Raw genomic sequence first — 26,233 nt, 5'->3', positions numbered from 1 at the left:
ACTCGGGGCGTTTTGCGCTTCAGCGCAGCGATCAGGCAGCGATCGACAGTTTCAGCTTGTTCATCGCGCTCTTTTCGAGCTGACGAATACGCTCGGCAGAGACGTTGTACTTCTCAGCCAAGTCGTGCAGCGTGGCTTTTTCTTCCGCCAGCCAGCGCTGATACAGAATGTCGCGGCTGCGATCGTCGAGCACGTTCAGCGCTTCGTGCAGGTTGGCCGTCGAGCTGTCAGTCCAGTCGGAATCTTCCAGCTGACGCGCCGGATCGTAACGATGGTCTTCCAGATAGTTGGCCGGCGACTGGAAAGCGCTGTCGTCGTCGGCTTCTGCCGCCGGGTCAAAGGCCATGTCGTGGCCGGTCAGACGGCTTTCCATCTCGCGCACTTCTCGGGGCTCAACGCCCAGACTTTCGGCAACGCGATGCACTTCTTCGTTGTTCAGCCAGGCCAGACGCTTCTTCTGGCTGCGCAGATTGAAGAACAGTTTGCGCTGAGCCTTGGTGGTCGCGACTTTCACGATGCGCCAGTTGCGCAGGATGAACTCGTGAATCTCGGCCTTGATCCAGTGCACTGCAAAAGACACCAGACGCACACCCATCTCGGGGTTGAAGCGCTTCACGGCCTTCATCAGGCCAACGTTACCTTCCTGAATCAGGTCAGCCTGAGCCAGTCCATAACCGGAATAACTGCGTGCGATATGCACGACAAATCGCAGGTGGGCGAGCACCATCTGCCGAGCCGCCCCTAGATTCTGCTCATAGTAGAGACTCTCGGCCAGTTCACGCTCCTGCTCGGGCGTCAGCAGTGGAATGCTGTTAACCGTGTGCACATAGGCTTCCAGGTTTGCACCCGGGACTAAGGCATACGCAGGTTGCAAAGAATTGGTCATACGAAAAACCTCCGACACATAACTCGTGCAGTTCAGCACTGCGAAATTGACCGGGAGCCGCTAGACAAGTTCCCTTAGCTGAAAAGTCAATAGATGAAACAAAATTTACTCACAACACATGACAACTCAACACTAACGAGGCGCCAACTCTCTTAAATGGCGTGCTACCGCGATCCACGCACCGATATACCCCAACAGCACCGCCCCAAGCAAGAGCGACACGCCGTCAGACACTGGCACGCCGGCAAGGGCAAAATCACTGCCGTACAGCCCGGCCAGCTTGACCACCGCATCGTTCAGCCAGTCCAGCCCGAACGCCAGCACGCCCCAGGACAAGACACCTGCACCCAGCCCGTACAACGCGCCCATATAGAGGAAAGGCCGGCGAACGTAGCTGTCTGTGCCGCCTACTAATTTGATGACCTCGATTTCCGTGCGACGGTTCTCGATATGCAGACGAATGGTGTTACCGATGACCAACAGCAGTGCTGCGACCAGCAACACCGTCAGGCCAAACACGAACCGATCACCCAGCTTCAAAATAGCGGCTAAGCGCTCGACCCAGACCAGGTCCAGTTGTGCCTGCTGCACTTTGGGCAACTCGGCCAGCTGTGTACGTAATGCTTCCAGCGCGGCTTTGTCAACTTCCAGTGGTGTAACCAGCACGACACCGGGCAGCGGGTTTTCAGGCAATTCCTTGAGCGCCTCGCCCAGCCCGGACTGTTTCTGGAATTCGTTCAGCGCCTCATCGCGGCTGATGTACTCAGCGTCAGCGACGCCGCCCATTTCCTTGATCTGACGGACAAGGCCTTCGCCCTCGCTCGGCGACGCATCCAGCTGCAGATACAGGGATATCTGCGCCGCACGCTGCCACGAACCGCCAAGACGCTCGACATTGCTGAGCAACAATGACAAGCCCATTGGCAAGCTCAGCGCGATGGCCATCACCAGACAGGTAAAGAAACTGCCGATGGGCTGCTTGCCGAGACGGCGCAGGCTGTCCAGCAGGCTTGAGCGGTGGGCCTCGATCCAGGCGTTGAACAACTCGCCGAAACTCGGGCCGTCATCGTCATCGCGTTTCTTTTTCTTTTGCGGCGCCGGTTCTGAAGCTTTGGGCGCTACGCGTTCGGAAACCTTGGGGCTGCGGGTGGCACTCATACGCCTGCCTCCCCGTCGCCGATCAGTCGGCCGCGCTGTAACGTCAGCATGCGGTGGCGCATCCGTGCGATCAGTGCCAGGTCGTGGCTCGCAATCAGCACGCTGGTGCCCAAGCGGTTGATGTCTTCGAACACGCCCATGATTTCAGCTGCCAGCCGCGGGTCGAGGTTACCGGTGGGTTCGTCTGCCAGCAGCAGGGCCGGACGGTGAACGATGGCGCGGGCGATGCCGACGCGCTGTTGCTGACCGGTGGACAAGTCGCCCGGGTACAGTTCGGCTTTGTCGGATAACGCAACGCGCTCAAGGGCCGAATCGACGCGCTTGACCACTTCAGTCTTGGACAGGCCGAGGATCTGCAGCGGAAGCGCAACGTTATTGAACACCGTGCGATCAAACAGCAATTGGTGATTCTGAAACACAACGCCGATCTGCCGACGCAAGAATGGAATCTGCGCGGTGCTGATCTGGCCCAGATCCTGACCCGCCAGCAGAAGCTTGCCAGTGGTAGGACGCTCCATCGCCAGCAGCAGGCGCAGCAAAGTGCTCTTGCCAGCCCCGGAGTGACCGGTCACAAACAGAAATTCGCCACGACGTACTCGAAAGCTCAGCTCATGCAGGCCGACGTGTCCGTTCGGATAGCGTTTACCGACCTGTTCGAAACGAATCATGGGCGCTCCCGCTCGGCGAATAGGGCTTGGACGAACGGCTCGGCTTCGAAGGTGCGCAGATCGTCGATGCCTTCACCCACGCCGATATAGCGAATCGGCAGGCCAAATTGCTTCGCCAGGGCGAAGATCACGCCGCCTTTGGCGGTGCCGTCGAGCTTGGTCAACGCAAGGCCGGTCAGCTGGACAGTCTGGTTGAACTGCTTGGCCTGATTGATCGCGTTCTGGCCCGTACCGGCGTCCAGCACCAGCAGGACTTCATGAGGCGCGTCGGCGTCGAGCTTGCCGATCACGCGGCGAACCTTCTTCAGCTCTTCCATCAGGTTGTCTTTGGTGTGCAAGCGGCCTGCGGTGTCAGCGATCAACACGTCGATGCCGCGCGCCTTGGCGGCCTGAACGGCATCAAAAATCACCGAAGCCGAATCAGCGCCCGTGTGCTGCGCGATGACCGGGATCTTGTTGCGCTCACCCCAGACCTGCAACTGCTCAACGGCTGCAGCGCGGAAGGTGTCACCCGCCGCCAGCATGACTTTTTTGCCTTCAAGCTGGAGCTTCTTGGCGAGCTTGCCGATGGTGGTGGTTTTACCCGCACCATTGACGCCCACGACCAGAATCACGAACGGCTTGTGCTGTGCCGTGATGACCAGCGGAGCCTCCACTGGCTTGAGCATTTCGGTCAGTTCATTTTGCAGCGATTTGTACAGCGCGTCGCTGTCAGTGAGCTGCTTGCGCGCCACTTTCTGCGTCAGGTTGCGCACGATTGCCGACGTTGCTTCCACCCCAACGTCCGCGGTCAGCAGCCGGGTTTCCAGCTCGTCGAGCATGTCGTCGTCGATGGCTTTCTTGCCGAGGAACAGGCTGGCCATGCCTTCGCCCAGGCTGGCGCTGGTTTTCGACAGGCCCTGCTTCAGGCGCGCGAAAAAACCAGGCTGCTTGGGTGCGGTTGTTCCTTCGAACGGAACAGGTGGCACGCTGGTTTCAAGAACGGGCACAGCGGCCGCGGCTGGAACCATCGGTGCTGTCGTCAACGGCGGCGTCAGCGAAGGAAGATCATTGCCGGAAACCGGGTCAGGCAGTGCGACCGGGGTCGGCTCGATGGACGGAGCCACCTCGAACGACGTTGTGTCGATGACCGTCGGTTGAGCAGGCACTTCAGCCACAGAAGCGGCGGCGGATTCCACGTTGGATTCGGTGTGTACCGGAATGGGCGGCGTGACGTGAGGCTCGCGCTCATCGGTGAAGGCGACGGGCTCTTCGGCAACGGGCAGGTGAAGCCAGGGATCTTCGATAGGGGCCGAAAGCGCTTCAATCGTAGCGGTTTGTGGCAAGGGTTGCGTTGCGTTTTGCGGCGCGCGCTCGGCCGGGATGGCCGGGGCGTTATGCTGCTCAGCAACCGCCGGGGCCTGATCGGGCACGGACTCTGGCGCTGGAGCGGGGGCATTCTGAGGCGGCTCGGGAGTGACTTCCTGCGGCTTTTTGCGCAGCCATCCGAACAGGCCTTTCTTCTCGCCAGCCGGGGCTGGGGTCTTCTTGTCGTCGTTGGAACCAAACATGGAGGACGGCTATCTCACGGTAACGACGCGCCAGAGCGGCGCCTCTGAAAAATTCTGTATGCGAAACAGACTGCTTTTATGTCCGCTTGTTCATAGGTTGCCCGCGTCAAATGATCGGACCTCGCCAGGCCGTCCTACACGCTAACCCAGGCCAAGTCTTACAAGGTCTGTTTACGGCTCGGACATCTTAGCCATAGTCGTCAGGCAAACTGGCCGCTATCCTAACACCCCCGCGCCCGCTGACGCTAAGCAGGCCGTCTCCAAGGTTCAAATCACGAATGAATGCTCTAGCCCGCTGTGCCGCAGGCCTGCTGCTCAGCACAATCTGTTTGCCCTTCGCCGCATCGGCTGCCGACCCTCAACCCACCACCGAATTCACGCTGGACAACGGCCTGAAGGTCGTCGTCCGTGAAGATCACCGCGCACCGGTCGTGGTTTCGCAGGTCTGGTACAAGGTCGGCTCCAGCTACGAGACGCCTGGCCAGACGGGCCTGTCCCATGCCCTTGAACACATGATGTTCAAGGGCAGCTCGAAAGCGGGCCCCGGCGAAGCATCGCTGATCCTGCGCGACCTGGGCGCGGAAGAGAATGCGTTCACCAGCGACGACTACACCGCTTACTACCAGGTGCTGGCCCGTGATCGACTGGCGGTTGCCTTCGAACTGGAAGCCGACCGCATGGCCACCCTGCGCCTGCCCCCTGAAGAGTTCGCGCGGGAAATCGAAGTCATCAAGGAAGAGCGCCGCCTGCGCACCGATGACAAGCCGAACGCCAAGGCATACGAGCGCTTCAAGGCCATCGCCTACCCCGCCAGCGGCTACCACACGCCGACCATTGGCTGGATGGCAGACCTTGAGCGCATGAAGGTCGAGGAGCTGCGCCACTGGTATGAATCCTGGTACGTGCCCAACAACGCCACGCTGGTGGTGGTCGGGGACGTGAAGCCCGATGAGGTGAAAGCCCTGGCCGAGCGCTTCTTCGGTCCGGTGCCGCGCCGCGATGTACCGCCGTCGAAAAAACCGCTGGAGCTGGCCGAGCCTGGCCTGCGGCAGATCACCGTGCATGTCGCCACGCAGATGCCGAGCCTGATGTACGGCTTTAACGTGCCGAGCCTGGCCACCGCCACCGATCCACAGTCAGTCAACGCACTGCGCCTGATTTCGGCCTTGCTTGACGGCGGCTACAGCGCGCGCATTCCGACGCGCCTGGAGCGCGGTGAAGAGCTGGTCACCGGCGCGGCGTCCGACTACGACGCCTACACCCGCGGCGACAGCCTGTTCACCATCAGCGCCACACCCAATCAACAGAAGAAGAAAAGCCTCGCCGACGCTGAAGCCGGTATCTGGCGCCTGCTCGACGAACTGAAAACCAAGCCGCCCGCCAAGGAAGAGCTGGAGCGGGTCCGGGCCCAGGTGATCGCCGGATTGGTCTATGAGCGCGATTCCATTACCAGTCAGGCCAGCACCATCGGCGAACTGGAAACGGTGGGCCTGTCCTGGAAGCTCATCGATCAGGAACTGGCGGGGCTGCAAAGCGTGACGCCGGAAGACATCCAGAAAGCCGCCCGTACTTACTTCACCCGCGAGCGCCTCGCCGTTGCGCATGTTTTGCCTGAGGAGAAAGCCCAATGAGCCAGCGCAACGAATCCCGCTTTGCGCGAACGCGGGCCTGCTCATTCGCACTCGCCGTGACGTTTGGCCTGTTGGGCTCGGCGTCGGCGATGGCAGAGACCGCTGCCGATGCCCCTAAGGCCATCGACAAGGCCGCCAGCACGCTAGAGTCCCTGAAGGAACTGGACGGTAAAGCGCCGGCTCGCCGCTCGCTGAACATTCAGTCGTGGAATACCGCCGAAGGCGCTCGCGTGCTGTTTGTCGAAGCCCATGAGCTGCCGATGTTCGACATGCGCCTGCTGTTCGCGGCGGGCAGCAGCCAGGACGGCGCAAACCCCGGTATTGCGCTGGTCACCAACGCGATGCTCAACGAGGGCGTCAAAGGCAAGAACGTCAGCGCCATCGCCGAAGGTTTTGAGGGGCTGGGCGCTGATTTCGGCAACGGCTCCTATCGCGACATGGCGATCGCTTCGCTGCGCAGCTTGAGCGCCGCCGACAAGCGCGAGCCTGCGTTGAAACTGTTTGCTGAAGTGGTGGGCAAACCCACGTTCCCGGCGGACTCGCTGGCGCGGATCAAAAACCAGTTACTGGCAAGTTTCGAATATCAAAAGCAGAACCCGGGCAAGCTGGCAGGCGATGAGCTGTTCAAGCGGTTGTACGGCGATCATCCTTACGCGCACCCAAGTATGGGCACGGCGAAGAGCATCGCACCTCTGACTTTGGCTCAGCTGAAGGCCTTTCATGCCAAGGCCTACGCCGCTGGCAACGCAGTCATCGCGCTGGCTGGCGACCTGACACGCGCAGAGGCCGAAGCGGTAGCGACCCAGGTTTCCGCCGCGCTGCCGAAAGGTCCGGCGCTGGCACAAACCGTTGCACCGACCGAACCCAAGCCGAGTGAAACCCACATCGAGTTTCCGTCCAAGCAGACGCACCTCATGCTGGCTGAACTGGGCATCACCCGAGGCGATCCTGAGTACGCGGCCCTGTCACTGGGCAACTCGATTCTCGGCGGCGGCGGTTTCGGCAGCCGTTTGATGACCGAGGTGCGGGAAAAACGCGGCCTGACCTATGGCGTGTCTTCAGGCTTCACGCCGATGCAGGCACAAGGTCCATTCATGATCAGCCTGCAGACCCGCGCCGAGCTGAGCGAGAACACCCTCAAGCTGGTCAAGGACATCACCCGTGACTTCCTTGCCAACGGCCCGACCCAGAAAGAACTCGACGATGCCAAGCGCGAACTGGCGGGCAGCTTTCCGCTGGCGACTGCCAGCAACGCGGGCATCGTTGGGCAACTGGGCGCGGTCGGCTTCTATAATCTACCGCTGACCTACCTCGAAGATTTCATGACGCAGTCCCAGAGCGTCACGGTCGAGCAAATCAAGACCGTGATGAACAAACATCTGGACGCTGACAAGCTGGTGATCGTGACTGCAGGTCCGACCGTCCCGCAGAAGCCACTGCCGCCCCCTACTGACAAACCCGCCGAGCAACCGCTCGGCGTTCCGGAGCACTGATGACCTCGACTTCCAAGCCGCCACGTATCCACAAAGGGCACAAAATCCACACGGGCCTCGGCCAACTGCGGATCATCGGCGGCGAATGGCGCAGTCGGCGTCTGAGTTTCCCTGACGCCCCCGGTCTGCGCCCGACGCCGGACCGTGTGCGTGAAACCCTGTTCAACTGGCTGGCGCCGTACATCGAGGGCGCGCGCGTTCTGGATCCGTTCGCCGGCAGTGGCGCGCTGTACCTCGAAGCCCTGTCCCGCGGCGCCAGCATGGGCCTGGCGCTGGACACCAATTCGATGGCGATTTCCAGCCTGCGCGAGCACCTCGGTACGCTGCGTTGCACGGTTGGCAAAACCGCGACCGGCGACGCCCTTCGCCATCTGGAAACCCAGCCGGCCGAACACTTCGACGTGGTGTTCCTCGACCCGCCGTTCCACCAGGACTTACTGATGCCTGCGTGCACGCTGCTGGAAGAGCGTAACTGGCTGGCGGACAACGCGTGGATCTACACCGAAAGCGAAACCGCGCCCTCCACGCTGGGCATGCCGGCCAACTGGCGCCTGCACCGTGAGAAGAAGGCCGGTCAGGTGCACTACGCGGTGTGGGAACGCAGTGTCGTCGCGAGCTGACCTTCCAGGGTTTACCCCGGCGTTCGGCTTGGGCAACCCGCACTTGCAGACGCTGTGGGGACCGCTCTGGCGTCCGACCACTCACCTTGAGCGCCGGCGCGAGCGCGTCTGGCTTGAGGACGGGGATTTCCTCGACATGGACTGGCACGGCCCACACGACGCCACTGTGCCGGTCGTGCTGGTGCTGCACGGTCTGACCGGCTCGTCCAACTCCCCCTATGTCGCCGGGCTGCAGCACGCCATGGAAAAACGCGGCTGGGCAAGTGTCGCCCTTAACTGGCGAGGCTGTTCAGGAGAGCCAAATCTGTTGCCCCGCAGCTATCACTCCGGCGCCAGCGAAGACCTTGCCGCCGTGATCGATCATCTGCGCAAGGCCCGGCCACTGGCGCCGCTTTACGCGGTCGGGTATTCCCTCGGCGGCAATATCTTGCTCAAGCACCTCGGCGAAACCGGCCTCGACAGCCACCTGCAAGGCGCTGCGGCGGTATCCGTGCCGTTTCGTCTGGACGAATGCGCCGACCGGATCGGGCTGGGGTTTTCCAGGGTTTACCAACGGCACTTCATGCGCGAGATGGTCGGCTACATCAAGGACAAGCAGAGACGCTTTCAGCATGAAGGCCTCAGCGACGGGCTGGCGGAGCTGGCGGCCTTGGGGTCGTTGAAAGACATGCGCACCTTCTGGGACTTCGACGGGCGCGTGACAGCGCCGCTCAATGGATTCGTGGACGCCCATGATTACTACCGGCGCGCCTCCAGTCGGTACTTCCTCGGCGCCATCCGCACGCCAACCCTGCTGATTCAGTCCCTTGATGACCCGTTCGTGTTCAAGCACAGCCTGCCTGAAGCCTCTGAGCTGTCGTCCAGCACCGAGTTCGACCTGCAGAAAAAAGGCGGGCACGTGGGTTTTGTCGGCGGCACGATTAGAAAGCCGACGTATTACCTGGAGCAACGGATTCCGGCGTGGTTGACGGACGTCCATGGCACGCAGCCAAGCCGCTAACGCCTGCACGATCGTTCAAGACACTTATGCGCCACCCGCTTACCATCCGGGGCATAAGGAGAAAAACCATGTCCCGTCATCAATTCTTCGTCCGCGGTCTTCGCGACAGCGTGCCGATGCTGGTCGGTATTGCCCCGTTCGGCATTATCTTCGGCACCCTCGCAGGCGTCGGCGGGCTGACCCTGTGGCAGGCGGTCGGCATGTCGATGTTCGTTTACGCAGGATCGGCGCAGTTTATCGTCATCAGCCTGATGGGCGCCGGGGCCGGCGCGGTGGTGATTCTGCTGACTACGTTCATCGTCAATTTGCGCCACGTGCTGTACAGCGCCACCCTGCAGCCACAGGTTCAGGGGCTGCCCCAGCGATGGCGATTGCTGCTGGCGTTCTGGCTGACGGACGAAACCTTCGCCATCGTCCAACGCCACTACCTGGTCCACGGCCGGACGCCGCTTGCGCATTGGTACTGGATAGGCGTGGCGAGCTCGCTGTATGCCTGCTGGGTGAGCAGCTCACTGGTTGGCGTGCTGTTTGGTCAGGCTTTTCCCGACATGGCCAGTTGGGGCCTGGAGTTCGCGATGCTGGCAACTTTCATCGGCATCGTCGTGCCCCTGCTGCGCAACCGACCGCAGATCGCCGCCGCGCTGGTCGCTGGCGCGGTTGCCCTGCTGACATGGTCATGGCCCTTCAAGCTGGGGCTCATGGCCGCAGCCTTCAGTGGCATCGCGGCGGGGGTGTTTTTGGAAAGACGGCAGGCAGAAAGGCAGGACGACGTGACCCCGAACGAGGTGCGCCCATGACGTACTGGTGGCTGATTCTGGGCATGGCGGCGATCACTTTTCTGATGCGCTACAGCCTGTTCGCCTGGCCGAACCTGCGTTTCCCGCCGCTGGTGCGCCAAGGCCTGCATTACGTACCCACCGCCGTGCTGACCGCCATCGTCGTCCCTGGCATGTTGCTGCCCGACAGCGCGCACTGGCAGTTGTCCCTGGACAACGCCTACTTGCTGGCCGGGATCGTGTCGATTGGCATTGCGGCATTCAGCCGCAATCTTCTGGCGACCATCGGCGGCGGATTGCTGGTGTTCTTCTTGCTGCGCTGGGCGATGGGCCAGATGTGAGGGCCATTCGCCGCCACCTCAGTCCCCGGTCGCGACGCCCCGCTGCGGATCATTGATCCATTCGCTCCACGATCCCGCGTACAGCGCGCCCAATGGATACCCGGCGAGGGCCAAGGCAAACAGGTTATGGCAAGCCGTCACGCCGGAGCCGCAATAGGCGACAAGCTCATGGGCAGGACGACCTTGTAACGCCTCGGCAAACCGCTGCTTCAGTTGCTCTGCCGGAAGAAAGCGGCCGTCCGGCCCGAGGTTGTCGGTGAACGCCGCGCACTGCGCGCCAGGAATGTGCCCCGCAATAGGGTCGATGGGCTCGACCTCACCCCGGAACCGCGCGGGGGCACGGGCGTCGATCAACGTCATGGAGGGATCGCCGATGCGCGCCAGCAGTTGCTCAGCCGTCAGCACCATCGCCTCATCCGGCACGCCGTCAAACGCACCTTCGGGTTGATGCGGCGGATCAAGACTCAGCGGTAAACCCGCCGCGTGCCAGGCTTTGAGGCCGCCATCGAGCACAGAAACACCGTCGCGCTTGCCCAGCCACGTCAATAACCACCAGGCTCGGGCGGCGTACGCACCTGGCCCATCGTCGTACAGCACGATATCGCTCTGATTGTTCACACCCCAAAACCGCAAGCGCTCGATTAGCGCTTGCGGATCCGGCAGTGGGTGGCGGCCGGTCACACCTTTGGTGATGGGACCACTGAGATCATTGAGCAAGTCAGCGTAGGAAGCGCCTTCGATATGTCCCTCTGCGTAGCTGCGCTGGCCGTAGTCCAGATCGTCCAGCGACGAACGACAATCCAGTATCACAAGCCCGGGCTGGGTCAGGCGTTCTGACAATTGTTGCGGGCTGATCAATTGCGCGATGGACATGACAGACTCCTGCAGGCAGTAAAAAAGGTGATCACGATCGAGTGAGATAACCGGCCCGATTCAGCCAGCGTCCCCCAGTGCCTTGGCCAATGGCACATAAAACTCCGCGCACAGCGCATTCACCGCTTCCCGCGCCTGGGGCGTGACGTAAGCCAGCTCCAGTATCAGCACCTGATAGACCCCGCGTCGAATCGCGTCATCATTCAGGTGATCGGCGTTTTCCCGCGTGGTGCAGAGAAAACGTACCCAGGACGTAAGAATGATCCACGCATTGAGCGTCAGCGATTCGATCTGGACCTTGTCCATGCTCAGAATCTGCGCGTCGACAAAGCCGCTGTAAATGGACATCGCCTTGATCAGGCAGTGTTGGGAGAAGCGTCGGTAACGCACCGCCAGCTCAGAATCGGTTTCAAGCAGGTGCTCGAGATCGCGGTGCAGAAAACGGTAGCGCCACATGCCGTCGAGAATCGCCATCAAGTAATGACGCTTGTCTTCGACACCCGGCAGACGGCCCTTGGGCGGGTGCAGAAAGCTGTCGACCAGGGTTTCGTATTCGGTAAACAACTCGGCGATGATCGCCTGCTTGTTGGGGAAGTGGTAGTACAGATTGCCGGGCGACATTTCCATGTGCGCAGCGATGTGGTTGGTGCTGACGCTGCGCTCGCCCTGCTGATTGAACAGGTCCAGGCTGCTATGCACGATGCGTTCACGTGTGTTGATGCGTACGGTTTTGATGCGCGGCGCCATGTTCAACTCGAACGTCGAAATGTAACAGGAATGTGCCGGATCTTAACGCAAGCGTCGGGCCCGTTGCAGACTTCATCGCTCCACGGCAGTCGCCAGCCTGAGCCGTACCACCGCTGCCACACCCACCCCGAGCACGCCTGCCGCCAGCGCGTTGATCAAAATGACACCGCGCAGCCCGATAGGCGCCGTCAGCACGCCGACCAGCAGACCGGCCAGCGGTTGCGACAGGTTGTTCAGCAGAGTGATGACGCCCACGGTCTTGCCGAAGTCGCGCGCCGGGATGACCCGCTGACGGATGCTGCGCATGTACACGTTGAACATCTTGTCGAAGCCGACGATCAGTAGAAAGCCTACGAGGTAGACCCCGGATGACGCACTGGTAGCGGTAATGAATGCACCCAGCAGCAAGGCGATGTATGACATCGCACCGAGCAGTTTCAGCGGCAGGCTTATCCGCGCCAGGACAAACAGAATCGCGATGGTCAGCAAGGCGCCCGCCGCCTGGAGGCCAGCGTAGAAATCTTTGCTCTCGCTGAATGAGCCGATCACCATGGCGGCGGAGCTGGCCAGCGTGACACCGACGATCAGGTTGACGCCGACCGCCAGCAAAATGATCTTCTGCAACTCGGCCAGCCGGCGAATATGCCCGAAAGCGATTTTCAGTGGCTGAGTCCAGATGTCGGCGTGTTGATCAAAGCGCTCCAGCGTGACGTCGCTGTTGCGTTGCCAGACGCGCATGGCCAGATCCGCCGCGATGAAGACCAGCGCCACACCGATGACGCCCCCACCACGGGCAGATTTCCAGCGCCAGCGCCGCCAGCAAAGGGCCGAGCACCAAGCCGCTCTGGTCGGCAATCTGAGAGTAGGACAGCGTCTTGCCGTAGCGGTAATCCGGGAAAATGTGCGGCATCACCACCTCACGGGCCATGATTCCCTGGGTGGTCAGGACGCCGCATATTGCCGACAAACCGATCAGCCAGCCGATGCCGCCAAACAGGCCGTACAGCCCCATGGCGACCAGGCAGATCAAGGCGCGATATATCTGGCTAATGTGCAGCAGCCGGATGGGCGAGTATTTGTCGCAAAGCGCGCCGCAAATCGGGAAGGCAAGGAAGCGCGGCAATGTCTCGACGAAGAACGCCAGCCCTGCCAGTGACGCGCTGTTGGTGCTCTGGAACACAATCAGCGGCACCAGAAACAGGAGAACCTGATCGGCGAGGCGCGAGAGGAACAGGGAAAGAAAAAACGCCAGATAATCCGTGCGCATTGAGACTCCGTGTCAGGTGATGCAGGGCGGCAGTTCAGTTGTTAGCCCGGACAGTCTGGCGTGCGCCTGCGAGCGAATGCAAGAACCTTTGACTTCGTAGAGCAACGACTCTAAAAGCACTGCATAACGTCAATCAGGACCGCTGCGATGCCCGTCGAATCCAGTCTTCTGCCCTGTGCAGACGATGCCCCTCCCCTTCGCCGCAGCCTGGAGCAGGTATTCGACGAACAACGTCGCGCATTCGCGGCCAATCCGATGCCGACGCTGCAAGAACGCAGGCAATGGCTCGACCGCCTGCACACGCTTCTCAGCACCGAGCGTCAGGCGATCATTGATGCGATCAGCGCTGATTTCAGCCACCGCAGCGCCGATGAAACGCTCCTCGCCGAGCTGATGCCCTGCCTGCACAACATCCGCCACGCCCAACGTCACTTGAAGAAATGGATGCGGCCTTCGCGCCGAAGCGTCGGCCTGGCGTTCCAGCCCGCCAGCGCCAAAGTCGTTTACCAACCAGTGGGGGTGATTGGCGTGGTGGTGCCGTGGAATTACCCACTGTATCTGGCCATCGGGCCGCTGGTGGGCGCGTTGGCGGCGGGTAACCGTGTGATGCTTAAGCTCAGCGAATCCACGCCCGCCACCGGCACCTTGCTAAAAAGCCTGCTGGCACGAGTGTTTGCGGAGGACCACGTCGGGGTTGTGCTGGGCGAGGCGGAGGTCGGCGTGGCCTTTTCGAAGTTGCCGTTTGATCATTTATTGTTCACGGGTGCCACCAGCGTCGGGCGGCATGTCATGCGCGCGGCGGCGGAAAACCTCACGCCCGTGACGCTGGAGCTGGGCGGCAAATCCCCCGCCATCGTGTCCCGCGACGTCCCGCTTAAGGACGCCGCCGAACGCATCGCTTTTGGCAAAACCCTCAATGCCGGGCAAACCTGCGTCGCGCCCGACTACGTTCTGGTGCCCAGGGATCGCGTTGACGAATTCGTTGAGTCCTACAAAGAAGCCGTCCTGCGTTTTTATCCCACGCTGGCCGACAACCCGGACTACACCGCAATCATCAATCAGCAGCATGTCGCACGGCTGAATTCGTATCTCGCCGACGCGCAAACCAAGGGTGCCCGGGTGGTTCAGCTGTTCGCCGAGGGGCAGGATCGTAGAATGCCGTTCAGCCTGATTCTGGATGTGAGCGACGACATGCTAATCATGCAGGACGAGATCTTCGGCCCGCTGCTGCCGATCGTGCCCTACGACCAAATCGAGCACGCGTTCGCCTACATCAATCAGCGTCCAAGGCCACTGGCGCTGTACTACTTCGGCTACGACCGACATGAACAGAAACGCGTGCTAGAGCAGACGCATTCGGGCGGCGTCTGCCTGAATGACACCCTGCTGCATGTCGCCCAGGACGACTTGCCTTTCGGCGGCATCGGCGCGTCGGGCATGGGCCATTACCACGGGCACGAAGGGTTTCTGACGTTCAGCCATGCCAAAGGTGTGCTGATCAAGCAACGATTCAACGCCGCACGGCTGCTCTACCCGCCCTATGGAAAGGCAATTCAGAAGCTGATTCAGCGACTGTTCGTGCGCTGATGGGCTTGCGAATTCTGACTGACCCAACACACTTGGCCAGCGGGGCTGGCTGTGGAACATTGTGGGACCGGCTAGCCGGGAAATCGTCTCGCGTCACACCGCAAATCTTATGGCGCCCACGCCGGCCTCTTCCCGGCTGAAGCCGGTCCCACGATTTGAACGCGATTATCCTGTAGAACTGGCTTTAGCCAGGAAGGCGTCTCGCGTCACACCGCAAATCTGACGGTGCCCACGCCGGCCTCTTCCCGGCTGAAGCCGGTCCCACTATTTGAGCGCGATCGTCCTGTGGGACTGGCTTTAGCCAGGAAATCGTCTCGCGTCACACCGCAAATCTTATGGCGCCCACACGGGCCTCTTCCCGGCTGAAGCCGGTGCCACTATTTGAACGCGATCGTCCCGTAGGACTGGCTTTAGCCGGGAAGGCGTCTAGCGTCACGCCGCAAATCTGACGGTGCCCACGCCGGCCTCTTCCCGGCTGAAGCTGGTCCCACTATTTGAACGTGATGGTCCCGTAGGACTGGCTTTAGCCGGGAAGACGTCTCGCGTCACACCGCAAATCTGACGGTGCCCGCGCCGGCCTCTTCCCGGCTGAAGCCGGTCCCACTATTTGAGCGCGATCGTCCTGTGGGACTGGCTTTAGCCGGGAAGGCGTCTAGCGTCACACCGCAAATCTTACGGCGCCCACACCGGCCTCTTCCCGGCTGAAGCCGGTCCCACCATTTTGAACGCGATCGTCCTGTGGGGTTGGCTTTAGCCGGGAAGGCGTCTCGCGTCACACCGCAAATCTTATGGCACCCACACGGGCCTCTTCCCGGCTGAAGCCGGTCCCACTATTTGAACGCGATCGTCCTGTAGGACTGGCTTTAGCCAGGAAGACGTCTCGCGTCACACCGCAAATCTGATGGCGCCCACAACGGCCTCTTCCCGGCTGAAGCCGGTTCCACTATTTGAACGAGGCCAACCTGTAGGACCGGCTTTAGCCGGGAAGGCGTCTCGCGTCACACCGCAACGCCCCACTGCATTCTTCAGCAGCTTGGCCGGTCCACTGCGCTGCGTTACCATCCAGTCCCCAACGAACTCCGACCAGGACGACGCGATGAACCGAGTGTTGTACCCCGGCACCTTCGACCCTATCACCAAGGGTCATGGCGATCTGGTCGAGCGCGCCTCGCGCCTGTTCGATCAAGTGGTCATCGCCGTTGCCGCCAGCCCCAAGAAAAACCCCCTGTTCCCGCTGGAGCAACGTGTCGCGCTCGCCCGCGAAGCGACCAAACACTTGCACAACGTGGAAGTCGTAGGATTTTCGACGCTGCTGGCGCACTTTGCCCAGGAACAGAACGCGAATATCCTGCTGCGCGGCCTGCGCGCGGTGTCGGATTTCGAGTACGAATTTCAGCTCGCCAACATGAACAAGCAACTGGCCCCGGACATCGAAAGTCTTTTTCTTACGCCGTCCGAACGCTATTCGTTCATTTCATCTACGCTGGTCCGGGAAATCGCCGCATTAGGCGGTGATATCACCAAGTTCGTACACCCCGCCGTGGCCCAGGCGCTGAGCGAACGCTTCAAAGCCTGAGGCCTTGCGTCGAGGTAAGGTGCATACCGAGCGCTAATGCGGCACAATTCGCCGCATTCGTTTTGATATGCCTCGGTGTCGACCGTGGCAGGAGTATCCATGTCCCTGATCATCACCGACGATTGCATCAACTGCGACGTCTGCGAACCCGAGTGCCCGAACGAAGCCATTTCCCAGGGTGAAGAGATCTACGTGATCAATCCCAACCTGTGCACCGAATGCGTCGGCCACTATGACGAACCGCAGTGCCAGCAGGTCTGCCCCGTGGATTGCATCCCGCTGGATGAAAACCATGTGGAGAGCAAGGACGAGCTCATGGCCAAGTACAACCTGATCACCAGCAAGGCATAACCGAACGCATATCCTGTCGGCATACGTGCTTTCGCCGAAGACACTGGCTTATAACGCCTGTTGAATTGAGCGAGATACGCATGATCTCTATGCTGGAACGGATACCTGTTTTGTCGGGCGCAGTGTTTCTGCTGTGCGTTTGTTCGGCTCAGGCCAGCCCCGATCATCCTGATCAGGCCGCCATCGCCAGCCCGCATCCCATCGCGACGGCAGCCGGTCAGGAAATCCTGGTCGACGGCGGTAACGCATTCGATGCCGCCATTGCCATCAGCGCCACGCTTGCCGTGGTTGAACCTTACGGGTCGGGCCTCGGCGGCGGCGGGTTTTTCCTGCTGCGCCAATCGGGTGTCCCCGTCCAGTATCAGTTTCTCGACGCGCGCGAAAAAGCGCCGCTCAAATCCAAACCCAAGATGTTCCACCGCAACGGGATCCTCCAGCCGGACCTGTCCCTGAACGGACCTCTGGCGGCCGCGATTCCGGGACTGCCCGCTGCGCTGGTCGAACTGGCTGAACGCTACGGCCGACTGCCGCTTTCGATCTCGCTGGCGCCGGCCATTCGGGTCGCGTATCGCGGTTTTAAGGTAGACAGTGTTTATCGCGAGCGCGCCAGTTGGCGGCTGTTCGCGTTGCGTAATAACAAGGAGAGCGCGCGCCTGTTCCTGCGCAACAACGACGTACCGAACCTGGGTGACGTCATCACCCAGCCGGAGCTCGCGCAGACGCTGGAGCACCTTGCCGACAATGGTCGCGCAGGGTTCTACAGCGGGCTGGTGGCGCAGGCGATGGTCAGTGGCGTTCGTCGCGCCGGCGGCATCTGGAATTACCACGATTTCGAAGAGTACGAAGTCATAACGCGCACGCCTCTGCGCCTTCAGCTGGCCGATCAACGGGAGCTGATCAGCGCGCCGCCGCCCTCGGCAGGTGGCATTGCACTGGCGCAAAGCCTGTTCATGCTGCAACAACTGCCGTGGCGGGCGTCAGAGAAAATCCAGCGGGCGCACTTTGTGATCGAGGCACTGCGCCGCGCTTACCGTGATCGCGTATTGCTGGGGGACCCTGACTTTGTGCCCAACCCGGTGGCTCAACTGCTCTCCCCCGACTACTTGCTGCAACTCACCACCAGCATCGACCCCCACCGCGCCACGCCCAACAACATCTTGCCACCCGCCCCGCGCTGGCGTGAGGGCGACAACACCAGCCATTTCGCCGTACTGGACAACGAAGGCAATGCCGTCACGGCGACACTCTCGCTGAATCTGCCCTTTGGCTCGGCGTTTACCGTGCCTGGCACCGGGATCATCCTCAACGACGAAATGGACGACTTTGCCATCGACACCAAGGGCCAGGGCAGCTCGGCGGCAGCAGCAGCCGGTCATGCCAATGCCATCGAGCCGGGCAAGCGACCGATCTCAAGCATGAGTCCGAGTTTCATCGAAGGCCCGCAGTCCCTCGCCGCCTTTGGCACCCCGGGCGGCAGCCGCATCCCCAGCATGGTGCTGCTGTCGATGCTGCAGTACCTCGACGATCAGCCGATTGCCAACTGGGCATCGACGCCGCGTTATCACCACCAGTTCACGCCGGATGTGGTCGAGTACGAACCGGGCACATTCACGGAGCAGGACTTGGCCGACCTGCGCGAGCGCGGTTACGCACTGAAGGAGACAGCGAAGGATTTTGGCAATCAGCAAATATTGTTGTGGCACAAGAACAGTGCCCGGGTTGAAGCGGCCAGTGACCCACGCGGCATTGGCGTGTCGACGATCTTCAAACCCGATGGCGCGCTGAAGCTGATGCGCGCCTGCGCCGATCAGTCCTGCTTGCCGTAACCATCACCGGTGCAACCGAGGCAGCGGACAAATGCCGCCTTGCCCGGATCCACGACAAGCGCCTTGCCGGTACGGCCAATGCCGCCGCCGGTGGCGGTAAACGGCAATGCAACCACAAACAATCCGGCGCCAATGACGGTGGCAACGATGAGAATCGGCCGCGCAATCAGCAGGTCGCCGATCATCGCGTAGGCAGGAGGGCTTTCGATTTCGTAGACGGGATCACCACTGCCTGTCGCGTCCTGAGCCAGCGCAGGCGTGAATTGCAAGCCGAAGAACACGGCCAACGTGGCAGCAAGCATGCGAAACGAGCTCATGGCATGGTCCTTCAGGCTAAGGCAGAGACGGAGCTGTTCACTATAAACAGGGCGCGGGCTTACGCAAGGGGCGGCGTGTCTCATTGACGACACACGCCTTGTAGGAGGGATCGGATAAACCCTGGCGATAGGGTGGAGGTAAGTGTTCCCGGCCTCCGTCGCTGTCGGGAACTACTTCTGGCACTTCGGGCAGTAAACGCTGGCCCGCTGACCCAGCTTCACTTCTCGCAGCGTGGTCCCGCACAACTTGCATGGTTGCTCGCCGCGGCCGTAGGCGAACAGTTCCTGCTGGAAGTAGCCAGGCTGGCCGTCCCCGCCGATGAAATCGCGCAGCGTGGTACCGCCCCGTTCGATGGCGGCGGCCAGGATGCGTTTGATTTCAATCGCCAGCTTTATATAGCGAGCCTTGGAAACGCTCCCGGCGGCACGGCGCGGATCAATGCCGGCGGCAAACAGAGCTTCAGTCGCATAGATGTTGCCGACGCCCACGACGATTGCGTTGTCCATGATGAACGGCTTGACCGCCATTGCCCTGCCGCGCGACAGCTCGAACAGACGCAGCCCGTCGAACACCTCGGTCAGCGGTTCCGGCCCCAGGCGCGCGAGCAGCTCGTGGTTGAGCGGGTCGAGGCTCCAGAGCATGGCGCCGAAACGCCGAGGGTCGGTGTAGCGCAAGGCCAGACCGGATTCGAGTTCGATGTCGACGTGCTCGTGCTTGAGTGGCGGCAGGCCGGCATCCACCAGACGCAGATTGCCCGACATGCCGAGGTGGCTGATCAAGGTGCCAACCTCCGCCTGAATCAGGAGGTATTTGGCACGCCGCTCGACCGCCACGATTTTCTGCCCCGACAGGCGCACGTCGAGGTCTTCAGGGATCGGCCAGCGCAAGCGACGATCACGCACGATTACCCGGCTGACGCGCTGGCCCACCAAGTGCGGCGCAATGCCCCGGCGAGTGGTTTCGACTTCTGGTAATTCAGGCATGGGGCCGCTCGATGAAGGATGAGGTCACGCGCGCAGGGTCAGTGCGCACTCAGCTCACGAATGCTTTCTTTGAGGTTTTCGAAGTCATAGTCGGACAAGCCAACGTAATCGAGCACCAGCGGACCAATGCTGTTCCACTCATGATCGACGGGCTCGTTGCCCAGAACGCGGTGAGATTCACAGACATGCTCGGCCATTTTCAGCACAGCGAGCATGTTTTTCAACGGCGCATTGCGACCCGAGTCGTCCTGAAAAATCGCCAGCGCATTGTGATGATTGGCGATCGCATTGCTGACATGTTCCGGCAAACGCCAGGACTTGGCGGTGAAATAACCGACAACGGCGTGGTTGGTGTTCAGCAGCCTGTTCTCGGTGTCGACCACACGGCACTCGGCGGTGGCGTTGGCATACGCTTCTTCGAGGACGCTCATGTAATCGGGAAAACGCTTGATCATCAGCGGCACGCCGCAGTCATGAAACAGACCCAGCGCGTAGGACTCGTCCACGGTTTGCGAGCCGATGCGCTTGGCCAGCGTCAGACTGGTCATCGCCACGTCCTGAGCGGTATCCCAGAAACGGTTGAGCACGACGATGGTTTCATCGCTCATCTCCCCTTGATCGATTGCGCGTTGATCAGGTTGATGACCGAGCGGCTACCAAGCAGATTCACCGCCCGCTGAATCGATGCGATTTTGTTGCTCAGGCCGTAATGGCTGGAGTTGACGATTTTCAGCAACGCCCCGGAGAGCCCCGGATCCTGAGCGATCAGCCGGGCGATGGCACCCAGGTCAGGGTCGGGCATGTACTGCTCCATCTGCAAATCCACCATGATTTGCGGCTGGGGCGGAACGCTGATGCCTTGTAACGCCTGCTGGATCTGCTCGGACGTAAGCTCTTGGGACATAACTTCACACTCGGGTTCAGGCCACGATTCTAACCCTCGCGGCCATGGGTCTACAACTGTATGACGATTCAACGGGTCCGACGGACAGCCAGACGGTCATTGAGCACGGCGCGACCTCCAGCAGGCTGACGCGCTATACTCCCGCTCTTTTTCCGGAGCGACGTCATGTCCCTGCCTAGCTTGCGCCTCAAGCCCAACGCCGATCGCCGTTTGCGCAACGGTCATTTGTGGGTCTACAGCAACGAAATCGACGTCGCTGCCACCCCGCTCAACGGCTTTGCTCCGGGCGCTCAAGCCGTTCTTGAAGCAGCCGGCGGCAAGCCGCTGGGTATCGTCGCGATGAGCCCGCAGAACCTGATCTGCGCACGGCTGCTGTCCCGCGACATCAAGTTGCCACTGGACAAGTCGCTGCTCGTTCATCGCCTGAATGTCTGCCTGTCGCTGCGCGAGCGTCTATTCGACAAGCCGTTCTATCGCCTGGTCTACGGCGACTCAGACCTGTTGCCAGGTTTGGTGGTGGATCGCTTCGGCGACATCCTGGTGGTGCAGCTGGCGTCAGCGGCCATGGAGCAACTGAAGGACGACGTGCTCGCTGCGCTGATTCAAGTGATCAAGCCGAGCGGCATTCTGCTGAAGAACGACTCCGCCGCGCGCGACGCCGAAGGGCTGAGCCGCTACGTTGAAACCGCGTTCGGCCTGGTGCCGGAGTGGGTCGCGCTGGAAGAAAACGGCGTGAAGTTCGAAGCGCCGGTGATGGAAGGCCAGAAGACCGGCTGGTTCTATGACCACCGCATGAACCGCGCGCGCCTGGCGCCGTACGCCAAGGGCAAGCGTGTGCTGGACCTGTTCAGTTACATCGGCGGCTGGGGCATCCAGGCCGGTGCGTTCGGCGCCAGCGAAGTGTTCTGCGTAGACGCGTCGGCCTTTGCGCTGGACGGCGTTGAGCGTAACGCGGCACTCAATGGCTTCGCGGAGAAGGTCACCTGCATCGAAGGCGACGTGTTTGAGGCGCTGAAGGAGCTGAAAGCGGCTGAAGAGCGTTTCGACGTGATCATCGCTGACCCGCCGGCGTTCATCAAACGCAAGAAGGACATGAAAAACGGTGAAGGCGCCTACCGCCGCCTGAACGAGCAAGCCATGCGCCTGCTCAGCAAGGACGGCATTCTGGTCAGCGCTTCCTGCTCGATGCACCTGCCGGAGGACGACCTGCAAAACATCCTCCTCACCAGCGCCCGCCATCTGGACCGCAACATCCAGCTGCTCGAGCGCGGCGGCCAGGGCCCGGACCACCCGGTTCACCCTGCAATCCCCGAAACGCGCTACATCAAAAGCATCACCTGCCGGTTGCTGCCGAACAGTTGATGGCTGTGGCGTAACAAGATCGCCCATTTCTGCAGAGCCCGCGCGGATCTGCAGGCGATTGATCCCTGTGGGAGTGAGCTGGCTCACGAAGACGGCGTTGCACCCGCTGAAGCTTTAGCGGATGTACCGCCACCTTTGTGAGCAAGCTCACTCCCACGGTTGCGTTTGTCTGCAGATACATTTGTGTTATCAGACCGATGAGTCCGCAGCAGCACTTCCCGCCATTCCCTCCCGCCCTCACAGGTGTAGAATCAGCGCTATTCATCGCCAGTCATCCCCCGGCGGGTTTATGAGCTCAGGCTGGGCGTACGGTGATCCCGTATCGTTCGGTTTCTTCGCTGCATCCGGTCACTGCCTTTTGCACACGACGTCACTAGAAGCTCACTCCCTTCCTTATTCAGCCGATTAGCCGGAGTGTTCCAATGCCTGATTACCGTTCGAAAACGTCTACCCACGGTCGCAATATGGCCGGCGCCCGCGCCTTGTGGCGTGCCACGGGCATGAAGGACGACGATTTCAAGAAACCAATCATCGCCATCGCCAACTCGTTCACCCAGTTCGTTCCGGGCCATGTCCATTTGAAGGACATGGGCCAACTGGTGGCGCGCGAGATCGAAAAAGCAGGCGGCGTCGCCAAGGAATTCAACACCATCGCGGTAGATGACGGCATCGCCATGGGCCACGACGGCATGCTGTATTCGCTGCCAAGTCGCGAGATCATCGCCGACTCGGTCGAGTACATGGTCAACGCCCACTGCGCCGACGCCATCGTCTGTATCTCCAACTGCGACAAGATCACCCCCGGCATGCTGATGGCTGCGTTGCGCCTGAACATCCCGGTGGTCTTCGTCTCCGGCGGTCCGATGGAAGCCGGCAAGACCAAGCTCGCCAGCCACGGCCTGGACCTGGTCGACGCCATGGTCATCGCTGCCGACTCCACCGCGTCCGACGAGAAAGTCGCCGAGTACGAGCGCAGCGCCTGCCCGACCTGCGGTTCGTGCTCCGGGATGTTCACCGCCAACTCGATGAACTGCCTGACCGAAGCACTGGGCCTTGCGCTGCCGGGCAACGGCTCGACGCTGGCGACCCACTCCGACCGCGAACAGCTGTTCCTGCAGGCCGGCCGCACTATCGTCGACCTGTGCAAAACCTATTACAAAGACAACGACGACTCGGTGCTGCCGCGCAATATCGCCAACTTCAAGGCGTTCGAGAACGCGATGACCCTCGACATCGCGATGGGCGGTTCGACCAATACCATCCTGCATTTGCTGGCCGCTGCCCAGGAAGCCGAGATTCCGTTCGACCTGCGCGACATCGATCGCCTGTCGCGCCGCGTGCCGCAGCTGTGCAAGGTTGCGCCGAACATCCAGAAGTACCACATGGAAGACGTTCACCGCGCCGGCGGCATCTTCAGCATCCTCGGCTCGCTGGCCCGTGGCGGCCTGCTGCACACCGACTTGCCGACCGTGCACAGCAAATCCATGGAAGAAGCCATCGCCAAGTGGGACATCACCCAGACTGACGATGAAGCGGTGCATCACTTCTTCAAAGCGGGCCCTGCCGGTATTCCGACCCAGACGGCCTTCAGCCAGTCGACCCGTTGGGAAACACTGGACGACGACCGCAAGAACGGCTGCATTCGTAGCGTCGAGCACGCTTACTCGCAAGAAGGCGGCCTGGCCGTGCTGTACGGCAACATCGCGCTCGACGGCTGCGTGGTGAAAACCGCCGGCGTGGACGAGTCGATCCACGTGTTCGAAGGCAACGCCAAGATATTCGAAAGTCAGGACAGCGCGGTACGCGGCATTCTGGCGGACGAGGTGAAGGCCGGCGACATCGTGATCATCCGTTACGAAGGCCCGAAAGGCGGCCCGGGCATGCAGGAAATGCTCTACCCGACCTCGTATCTGAAGTCCAAAGGCTTGGGCAAAGACTGCGCGCTGCTGACCGACGGGCGTTTCTCGGGCGGGACCTCTGGCCTGTCCATTGGCCACGCTTCCCCTGAAGCCGCAGCGGGCGGCGCAATCGGTCTGGTCCGTGACGGCGACAAGGTGCTGATCGACATTCCGAATCGTTCGATCAATCTGTTGATCGACGACGCTGAAATGGCCGAACGTCGCGCCGAGCAGGAAAAGAAAGGCTGGAAACCGGTTGAGTCACGCCCTCGCAAAGTGACCACCGCCCTCAAGGCCTACGCCTTGCTGGCCACCAGCGCCGACAAAGGTGCTGTGCGTGACAAGGCGATGCTCGACAAGCTCATGCCGTAAGCATCACTGCGCATAAAAAAACACCCCGCATGTCGGGGTGTTTTTTGTCTGCCAGCCGATTAGAGGAGCTAAGGCTCGGACATCCAGCCGAACCATCAATTTAGCCTCCAACAGATCCGGACACCGGAGGTTTCAGGCGCCAATCGCTACAGTGATCGCGCCCAACAGCAGGCAAAGACTGGCGACCAACGTTAAACGCAGACGCATCGGCAGATACCAGGCGGGCAGTGTTGTGGCTTTCACCAGACGCCGGTCCTGCCAGTAGTGCGCAACGAAACCGAAAATCAGCAGCAACAGCCCCAATGGTGCCGGCAATAACAGCGCGGGCCAGGCGATCAGTGCCGGGATGACACTCCAGATGAACCGCTCGCGACACTGATCGGGATTCAAGCCTTGCAGGGTCATGGCGAATCCCCAATGCAGCGCGCCCACAAAACTAAGGATCACCGCCCCGTAAGCGACCAGCGCTTGCGTCAAGAACGGGCGGTATTCGACTGAAAACAGGATCAGCAACAGCAGCCCAACGAACGGCAGCAACCCCCATAACCCAGCAGGGCGACATACTTTGGCGACGAAGACAGCGACAACGCTTTCATTTGAGCCCCTTCCAGTCATTTACTTGAAAGACTATCGCTCAAAAGAGCAAACCTGTTTAGCTTCTCTTCGCTCGACCGGAAAAAGGACCGCGTCCTGAAACCCACTGATCAAGTCCTTGAACCCTAGTCGCTGAGACCTTCATATGAATACGTTGATCTATTGGTTCCGTCAGGACCTGCGACTTGCCGACAACCCTGCCTTTACTCGCGCGTGTGAACGGGCCGAGACGCTGCTGCCGGTTTACTGCACACCGGCGGCGGGCCCAACGCCATGGGGCTTTGAACGCATCAGCGCCCACCGTCAGTATTTCGAACAATCAGCGGTCAGCGCACTGGCCGAGCAATTGCGGGCTCACGGCAGTGGGTTGATGCAGATCGAGGGTGATCCGGTTGAACGGCTTGTCGCCCTGGCCCACGACCTGGGCATCGATACGATCATCTGCGAACGCATCGCAGCGCCGGAAGAGGAAGCACAGGTGCAGGCCCTTCGCGCAGCGGGACTAACTGTGGAAGATCACTGGCAGTCGACACTGTTTCCGCTGGATGAGTTACCGATGGCGGTCGAGGAGCTGCCCGACATCTTCAGCAGCTTTCGGCGCCTTGTGGAAAAAGCCCACACTTCTGCACGCCCCGCCATACCGTCGCCCACGACAATTCCTGCGCTGCCGCAAGGCATGAGCATTGAACCGATCACGCTGCAATCGCCTGCGCCTCTGGACTCCCGCTCGGCATTTCCTTACCAACAGCAAGCGTTCCACGGCGGCGAGCATGCGGCCATCGAGCATCTGCAGCAGTATTTCCGTCGGGGTCTGGCGAACAGCTACAAAGCCACGCGCAACAACCTGAGCGCTGTGAACGACTCCACCAAGTTTTCGCCCTGGCTTGCACGCGGTTCGCTGTCAGCACCGCAGATCGATCAGGCGCTGAAGGCTTTCGAAGCCGAGCACGGCGCCAACGACAGCACGTACTGGATTTATTTCGAGTTGCTGTGGCGTGATTACTTTCGTTTGCTGCACCTCAAATACGGCCGCCTGTTGTACCGCGCCAGCGGCCTGAAAGGTGGCAGTGAGCCGGGCCACAACCCACAGGGGTTTGCGCGCTGGTGTCGGGGTGAAACCGGAGAGGCGTTGATTGACGCGGGTATGCGGAATTGGCGGCGACGGGCTATCTGTCCAACCGAATGCGCCAGATCGTCGCCAGTTACCTGATCTTCGACCTCAAGGGCGATTGGCGCGCTGGGGCCGCATGGTTCGAAGCGCAGCTGGTGGATTACGACGTCTACAGCAATCAGGGCAATTGGCTGTACATCGCCGGCTACGGAACGGACCCCAGGGGCGGTCGGCGCTTCAACACCACGAAGCAGGCCGACGAACATGATGCCGACGGCGCATACCGCAGGCTATGGGCCTGACAGTGCGCGGCACGGCAAATCGCCGCGCCGCGCGATGAG

22 protein-coding genes and 3 pseudogenes are annotated in these 26,233 nt (G+C 61.1%); 14 read left to right on the top strand and 11 right to left on the bottom strand.

Annotation, left to right across the window (positions count from 1 at the left end; translation table 11 throughout):
* Positions 1-31: 31 nt before the first annotated feature.
* From rpoH to ftsY, 4 genes are all read right to left on the bottom strand, one after another.
* A complete protein-coding gene (gene rpoH / locus JN403_RS05800) occupies positions 32-886 on the bottom strand; it encodes an RNA polymerase sigma factor RpoH (protein WP_205486075.1) in 855 nt (284 codons plus the stop codon).
* A gap of 132 nt (positions 887-1,018) precedes the next feature.
* Entirely contained in the window at positions 1,019-2,044 is a 1,026-nt protein-coding gene (gene ftsX / locus JN403_RS05795) for a permease-like cell division protein FtsX (RefSeq protein WP_205486073.1), read from the bottom strand.
* Positions 2,041-2,712: a cell division ATP-binding protein FtsE gene (ftsE, locus tag JN403_RS05790; protein WP_037018829.1), complete on the bottom strand. Its 672-nt coding sequence runs from the start codon at positions 2,710-2,712 to the stop codon at positions 2,041-2,043. Before ftsE ends, ftsX begins: the two co-directional genes overlap by 4 nt.
* Entirely contained in the window at positions 2,709-4,262 is a 1,554-nt protein-coding gene (ftsY, locus tag JN403_RS05785) for a signal recognition particle-docking protein FtsY (RefSeq protein ID WP_205486070.1), read from the bottom strand. Before ftsY ends, ftsE begins: the two co-directional genes overlap by 4 nt.
* Before the next feature lie 278 nt (positions 4,263-4,540).
* On the opposite strand from ftsY, the gene JN403_RS05780 reads away from it, so the two are divergent.
* The 6 genes from JN403_RS05780 to JN403_RS05755 all read left to right on the top strand — a co-directional run bounded on the left by JN403_RS05780 (position 4,541) and on the right by JN403_RS05755 (position 10,123).
* Positions 4,541-5,893: a pitrilysin family protein gene (locus tag JN403_RS05780; RefSeq protein ID WP_205486067.1), complete on the top strand. Its 1,353-nt coding sequence runs from the start codon at positions 4,541-4,543 to the stop codon at positions 5,891-5,893.
* 56 nt (positions 5,894-5,949) lie between these two features.
* Positions 5,950-7,386: a pitrilysin family protein gene (locus JN403_RS05775; RefSeq protein ID WP_345945847.1), complete on the top strand. Its 1,437-nt coding sequence runs from the start codon at positions 5,950-5,952 to the stop codon at positions 7,384-7,386.
* Positions 7,386-8,006, top strand: a complete 621-nt coding sequence (gene rsmD, locus JN403_RS05770; protein WP_122624404.1) for a 16S rRNA (guanine(966)-N(2))-methyltransferase RsmD — start codon at positions 7,386-7,388, stop codon at positions 8,004-8,006. Before JN403_RS05775 ends, rsmD begins: the two co-directional genes overlap by 1 nt.
* A complete protein-coding gene (locus tag JN403_RS05765; RefSeq protein ID WP_205486062.1) occupies positions 7,990-9,006 on the top strand; it encodes a hydrolase in 1,017 nt (338 codons plus the stop codon). Before rsmD ends, JN403_RS05765 begins: the two co-directional genes overlap by 17 nt.
* 68 nt (positions 9,007-9,074) lie before the next feature.
* Positions 9,075-9,803 carry an AzlC family ABC transporter permease gene (locus tag JN403_RS05760; RefSeq protein WP_205486059.1) on the top strand — a complete coding sequence of 243 codons (729 nt, stop codon included), beginning with the start codon at positions 9,075-9,077 and terminating at the stop codon, positions 9,801-9,803.
* Positions 9,800-10,123, top strand: coding sequence for an AzlD domain-containing protein (locus tag JN403_RS05755; protein ID WP_205486058.1), 324 nt, complete (start codon positions 9,800-9,802; stop codon positions 10,121-10,123). Before JN403_RS05760 ends, JN403_RS05755 begins: the two co-directional genes overlap by 4 nt.
* Before the next feature lie 18 nt (positions 10,124-10,141).
* On the opposite strand, the gene JN403_RS05750 is transcribed toward JN403_RS05755, so the two are convergent.
* The 3 genes and pseudogenes from JN403_RS05750 to JN403_RS05740 all read right to left on the bottom strand — a co-directional run bounded on the left by JN403_RS05750 (position 10,142) and on the right by JN403_RS05740 (position 13,010).
* Positions 10,142-10,996: a sulfurtransferase gene (locus tag JN403_RS05750; RefSeq protein WP_205486055.1), complete on the bottom strand. Its 855-nt coding sequence runs from the start codon at positions 10,994-10,996 to the stop codon at positions 10,142-10,144.
* Between the two features lie 60 nt (positions 10,997-11,056).
* Positions 11,057-11,743 (bottom strand): TetR/AcrR family transcriptional regulator, encoded by a 687-nt coding sequence (locus tag JN403_RS05745; protein ID WP_205486053.1) that lies wholly within the window; start codon positions 11,741-11,743, stop codon positions 11,057-11,059.
* 72 nt (positions 11,744-11,815) lie between these two features.
* A pseudogene (locus tag JN403_RS05740) lies at positions 11,816-13,010 on the bottom strand (MFS transporter).
* A gap of 147 nt (positions 13,011-13,157) precedes the next feature.
* Between JN403_RS05740 and JN403_RS05735 the strand changes: the two are divergent.
* The 4 genes from JN403_RS05735 to ggt all read left to right on the top strand — a co-directional run bounded on the left by JN403_RS05735 (position 13,158) and on the right by ggt (position 18,350).
* A complete protein-coding gene (locus JN403_RS05735) occupies positions 13,158-14,597 on the top strand; it encodes a coniferyl aldehyde dehydrogenase (RefSeq protein WP_205486051.1) in 1,440 nt (479 codons plus the stop codon).
* 1,096 nt (positions 14,598-15,693) lie between these two features.
* A complete protein-coding gene (gene coaD, locus JN403_RS05730; RefSeq protein WP_065991094.1) occupies positions 15,694-16,173 on the top strand; it encodes a pantetheine-phosphate adenylyltransferase in 480 nt (159 codons plus the stop codon).
* A gap of 99 nt (positions 16,174-16,272) precedes the next feature.
* Positions 16,273-16,524: a YfhL family 4Fe-4S dicluster ferredoxin gene (locus JN403_RS05725; protein ID WP_065991092.1), complete on the top strand. Its 252-nt coding sequence runs from the start codon at positions 16,273-16,275 to the stop codon at positions 16,522-16,524.
* 89 nt (positions 16,525-16,613) lie between these two features.
* Complete coding sequence (ggt, locus tag JN403_RS05720; RefSeq protein WP_240356937.1) at positions 16,614-18,350, top strand: gamma-glutamyltransferase; 1,737 nt, start codon at positions 16,614-16,616, stop codon at positions 18,348-18,350.
* Here ggt and JN403_RS05715 read toward each other — a convergent pair.
* The 3 genes and pseudogenes from JN403_RS05715 to JN403_RS05705 form a co-directional block, all read right to left on the bottom strand.
* Positions 18,332-18,667 carry a multidrug transporter gene (locus tag JN403_RS05715; RefSeq protein WP_205486046.1) on the bottom strand — a complete coding sequence of 112 codons (336 nt, stop codon included), beginning with the start codon at positions 18,665-18,667 and terminating at the stop codon, positions 18,332-18,334. The genes ggt and JN403_RS05715 overlap by 19 nt on opposite strands.
* 171 nt (positions 18,668-18,838) lie before the next feature.
* A complete protein-coding gene (mutM, locus tag JN403_RS05710) occupies positions 18,839-19,651 on the bottom strand; it encodes a bifunctional DNA-formamidopyrimidine glycosylase/DNA-(apurinic or apyrimidinic site) lyase (RefSeq protein WP_205486044.1) in 813 nt (270 codons plus the stop codon).
* A 38-nt stretch (positions 19,652-19,689) separates the two neighbouring features.
* Positions 19,690-20,555 (bottom strand): annotated as a pseudogene (locus JN403_RS05705) (HDOD domain-containing protein).
* Positions 20,556-20,720: 165 nt separating this feature from the next.
* Between JN403_RS05705 and JN403_RS05700 the strand changes: the two are divergent.
* Both JN403_RS05700 and ilvD read left to right on the top strand, forming a co-directional pair.
* A complete protein-coding gene (locus JN403_RS05700; protein ID WP_205486042.1) occupies positions 20,721-21,917 on the top strand; it encodes a class I SAM-dependent rRNA methyltransferase in 1,197 nt (398 codons plus the stop codon).
* Positions 21,918-22,339: 422 nt separating this feature from the next.
* A complete protein-coding gene (gene ilvD / locus JN403_RS05695; protein ID WP_205486040.1) occupies positions 22,340-24,187 on the top strand; it encodes a dihydroxy-acid dehydratase in 1,848 nt (615 codons plus the stop codon).
* A 132-nt stretch (positions 24,188-24,319) separates the two neighbouring features.
* Here ilvD and JN403_RS05690 read toward each other — a convergent pair.
* Positions 24,320-24,783: pseudogene (locus JN403_RS05690) on the bottom strand (DUF3429 domain-containing protein).
* 143 nt (positions 24,784-24,926) lie between these two features.
* Here JN403_RS05690 and JN403_RS05685 point away from each other — a divergent pair.
* Together JN403_RS05685 and JN403_RS05680 are read left to right on the top strand one after the other, a co-directional pair.
* Positions 24,927-25,991, top strand: a complete 1,065-nt coding sequence (locus JN403_RS05685) for a deoxyribodipyrimidine photo-lyase (RefSeq protein WP_205486038.1) — start codon at positions 24,927-24,929, stop codon at positions 25,989-25,991.
* On the top strand, positions 25,964-26,194 hold the full coding sequence (locus JN403_RS05680) for an FAD-binding domain-containing protein (RefSeq protein ID WP_205486035.1): 231 nt from the start codon (positions 25,964-25,966) through the stop codon (positions 26,192-26,194). Before JN403_RS05685 ends, JN403_RS05680 begins: the two co-directional genes overlap by 28 nt.
* Positions 26,195-26,233 lie beyond the last annotated feature (39 nt).

This window comes from Pseudomonas sp. 15A4, from assembly GCF_016925575.1.
Lineage (GTDB): Bacteria > Pseudomonadota > Gammaproteobacteria > Pseudomonadales > Pseudomonadaceae > Aquipseudomonas.
Note: the sequence above shows the minus strand (reverse complement) of the source record. Positions and strands in the feature narration are given on the sequence as shown.